At 43.2% G+C, this 3,586-nt stretch carries 4 protein-coding genes; all 4 read right to left on the reverse strand.

Annotation, left to right across the window (positions count from 1 at the left end; all coding sequences use genetic code 11):
- Positions 1–375: 375 nt before the first annotated feature.
- Positions 376–1,221, reverse strand: a complete 846-nt coding sequence (locus FGQ85_RS17910; protein ID WP_138374135.1) for a hypothetical protein — start codon at positions 1,219–1,221, stop codon at positions 376–378.
- A gap of 95 nt (positions 1,222–1,316) precedes the next feature.
- Positions 1,317–1,748: a S41 family peptidase gene (locus tag FGQ85_RS17915; protein WP_138374136.1), complete on the reverse strand. Its 432-nt coding sequence runs from the start codon at positions 1,746–1,748 to the stop codon at positions 1,317–1,319.
- A gap of 36 nt (positions 1,749–1,784) precedes the next feature.
- On the reverse strand, positions 1,785–2,597 hold the full coding sequence (locus FGQ85_RS17920) for a hypothetical protein (protein ID WP_138374137.1): 813 nt from the start codon (positions 2,595–2,597) through the stop codon (positions 1,785–1,787).
- 29 nt (positions 2,598–2,626) lie between these two features.
- On the reverse strand, positions 2,627–3,586 hold a 960-nt coding region (locus FGQ85_RS18520; protein ID WP_207670243.1), incomplete at its 5' end, for a hypothetical protein.

A 3,586-nucleotide genomic window follows, 5' to 3' on the forward strand; every position in this document is an offset into this window, starting at 1 on the left:
TAAAAATTTGACACAAAAAAAGCAGGTTTTATGCGGCCTGCAAGGTATTTTTCTATTATTCAACTGTCAAACTCCCGCGAACAGCAACAATACTTTTTTTACTTTTTTCCGTTAAACTCTTGACAGTTTCCTTTTGTTCATGGTATAGTGATAGCGTGTTAGTACATTAAAGTACTAAACGATTACATTGTAGTGTCCCTGATATTCCCCCAAAGTATCAGCGACGTCTCCAATTCTTATATACATCCTCTATTTAAGAGATTCCCCAGTTTTGTATATGTAGAAACTACAATGTAATCAGGAAAACCTCTCAATGACATACCAAAATGAAAGGGCGGATGCGATCGCGTATCCGCCTTTTCATTTTCTTCTATATTATGCAGGTAACTCTTTCCCCGCAAACCGGGTGTACTTTTCCAACAGTTCCGCGGCCCCCATCGCTGCGATCTCCCGGAGATCATTCTCTTTCATCATCCATCTCACGAACCGGCATCCCAGATAATAGCCTACATCCGAATAGCCGCAGAAATCGCACCAGTCTCCAAAGAAATCCTGCGTACTTTCCTCCTTCTCCAGGCGTCTCCCGTATTCCTCCTTAATCATCGGCTCCTGCTCCTGACACCATGCAAGCCATCCATTCTCATCCTGATGGTAATACCTCTCATCTTTGCTTAAGATCTGCTCGCATACCATGGCAATTCCCTCCTGCCAGAGCTGGAGCATCGACTGCCTGCTCTGTGTATGCGCCGGGAACTCCAGGTTCCCGTATATCTCATGCCAGATATGTCCGATCTCATGGTACAAAAGTGCCTTCAGCTTCTCCTCGCTGTCCCAGTTCAGTTCCAGAATCTTTTCCACGCCCAGCAGAACGACTTTCTTCCCTCCAAGGAACGTCACCCATCCCGCCGCATTGCAAAGTCCCAGATATAAAACAACCGTCACTTCACATTCCTTGTCAAACAGGACCGGAAGGCGCTCCTGAAGCTCCGCCACAACACGCTCAAACCTGCTGCCAAGATGCCGGATCCGCTCTGGTTCCCCCAGCGCCGCCTCAATTACCGGGAGGACATCCTTTTCAAACTCATACTTTGCCGTATCTTCTTCACAGAGTTTAGGAAGTTCCGGATGGATTGCTCCTGCATAGTCCCGCCATCTTTGCTTGTCAAAATGAGAATCCGGAAATGTAGAAAGAATCTCCGGAACAGTATTGACTGTTTTCATATGCTCCGCCTCCTGTCTTTCATCAAACAGAACGATCTGTTTCTTCTATTATAATATAGTAAACGGACAGGTGAGGGAGTGCAAGTGGTTTCCGTTTATTGCCGGTTCAATAATTCTACTGCTTTATCATACGCATCCTCTGATGATGTCTGGACATCCGGCACAAGCATGTCTTCGTTGTTGGAACTGTCGGGGCGTGTAAACTTTTTGTATGAAACCGACATAACTAAACCCGAATTTTCTAATTGAAACATCAAAATATCACCATAGGAATTCGGCTTATTAGTGCTTGGTTCTCCGACAATTTTTCCCAATTTTCCGTCTCTCACCCAAACACAAAGCATCGTTGCCGAACTAAATGTGATATGATCAGACAGGACAATCAACTGAACATCCTCATTCGCTTTAGCCATGAGTGTCGATCCCTTTGTTTCAATTATTCCGTGATCTATTGGAACTCCTCCCTGTTCTTTCGCTTCTTTGGAAAATCTGATAACACTTCCATAGTAAGGCTCCCTCATTCCCATTGCTTCCAAAATCCTTAAGCAAGCATTCGAGTCCCCTCACGGATTCCCCCGTACATCAATAATGACTTTCGTACATCCATTTTCCACTGCTTCTTCCAGTTTTACCGCAATTTCTTCCAGTTTCTGATCAACTTCACAGGTATTGAAATCTACCACAAAAATATCACCTTCAGTAAAACAATTGTTTGTCACTTCTTCGGTGGATCTACCAACTTCCATAAAGGAGTAGATCCGTTTTGTGCCATCCGAGAATTCTACCTCTACCTGATCATTCTTCGATACCGCTCCACAGAATTTTAGAATCGTGTTCACTGCAAGATATTTTTCTCTGTTCTGTTCTTCTGCTGCTGCATTCTCCGCCACGATCATTTTATCGATTTTTTCGTATATTTTCTCTACATCCACTCCTCCAACTTTTTCTACATAAAGCCCGGTCCTTTTCCCATTTTCCCACAGATATGATTTTCCGTTTTCATAAGAAGCAGGTATGTCTAATACTTTTATTCCTCCAGGATCCTGAATCCTTGTATGTGCATCGCGAAGAGAACTCATGTACTCTGCCGTTGCTCCCCAGAATTCCCAGACAGTCATACCCGACTGTGTCTGACTGATGTATGCTTTTTTCGCTTCCTTATATTCCGACTGATCTTCCTCCAATTCAAAGAACGGATGTACATCTTCCACATATTGAATCGCCTGTTTCCTGTCTTCCTCCACCTGTGTTTTAGTCAGCAGACCTCCTTCTTCCGATATTGCCGTCCCCTGCCATGCACATCCTGCAAGCACTGCCGTCATCGCAAAAGCCAGTACCGCCTCAATCCACTTCTTTTTAAATCTCCAAAATTTCATAGACAATTTCCTCCTGCCAGCACTTCCACTTAATCAACAACAAGTTCTTTCACATACCCCATTTTCTCAAACGAATTCTGATCCGTCCGGAAATATTTCCGCTCCAATGTACCGTCATTATGGCTGATTTCAACTACGTAGACCTGCTTTGCTTTCAATTTCATTGGAAATGATGCCTGATCCCACATTTCACCGCTAAGTGGAGCTTCTTTGAAATTCTGATACGCTCCTTCCAATCTCCAGCATTTCATAGAATGCCATCCCTCTTGGTCACTAAAAGCACTGTTCTCGCCGAAATAATCTGCCTTATAGTCCTTTCCATCTACTTCTATCGTTTCTGTTTTTAAAGGCTCTGTTATCCAGGCGTATTCTTCCAGACTTTCTGTATGAAGCTTGTCTCCATATTTTTCATGCAGCTGATTAGCCATACACGGAACTGTTCCTGTCATATAATCCATTGCATCGATTTCTGTATGAGCGCTTCCATAAATCCCCATGACCGGAATTTCTCCCAATGTTTCATATTCCTCAACAAAATTCTCTACCATCTTATTTTCCCGGTATGGGTCGTCCTCATAATGATCATAATAATATTTTCCCTGATCCATGTTCTCCTGAGTCTTTCGATATTCTTCCGAATCTTTTTGGCCATGTTCCTCCAGATAATTCAGGTACCATTGTCCCGTCGTCGCATACCCATGCCCAATATCTGTACCGTGTAAAATTGTTTCCGGATAGTTCGTCTTCAGTTTTTTCCAAAAATTCTGATACTCCGGAGTGCCCCCTGCCGTTCCCTGGCTATTTTGAAAAAACATGTCAAAAATGTCATCATCAGCTGATTGCATCCAGATATTCATTAATTGTGCATCAAAATACGGTAATTCAACAAACAGATCCCTCATCCCATCATCATAGTACTCTCCCCACAATTCCAGTTCTTTCTTCATGATATTTGCATTAACGTGTATTTCACCATACAGGTAGATGCC

The organism is Pseudoflavonifractor sp. BSD2780061688st1 E11, from assembly GCF_005844125.1.
Classification (GTDB): domain Bacteria; phylum Bacillota; class Clostridia; order Lachnospirales; family Lachnospiraceae; genus Sellimonas; species Sellimonas catena.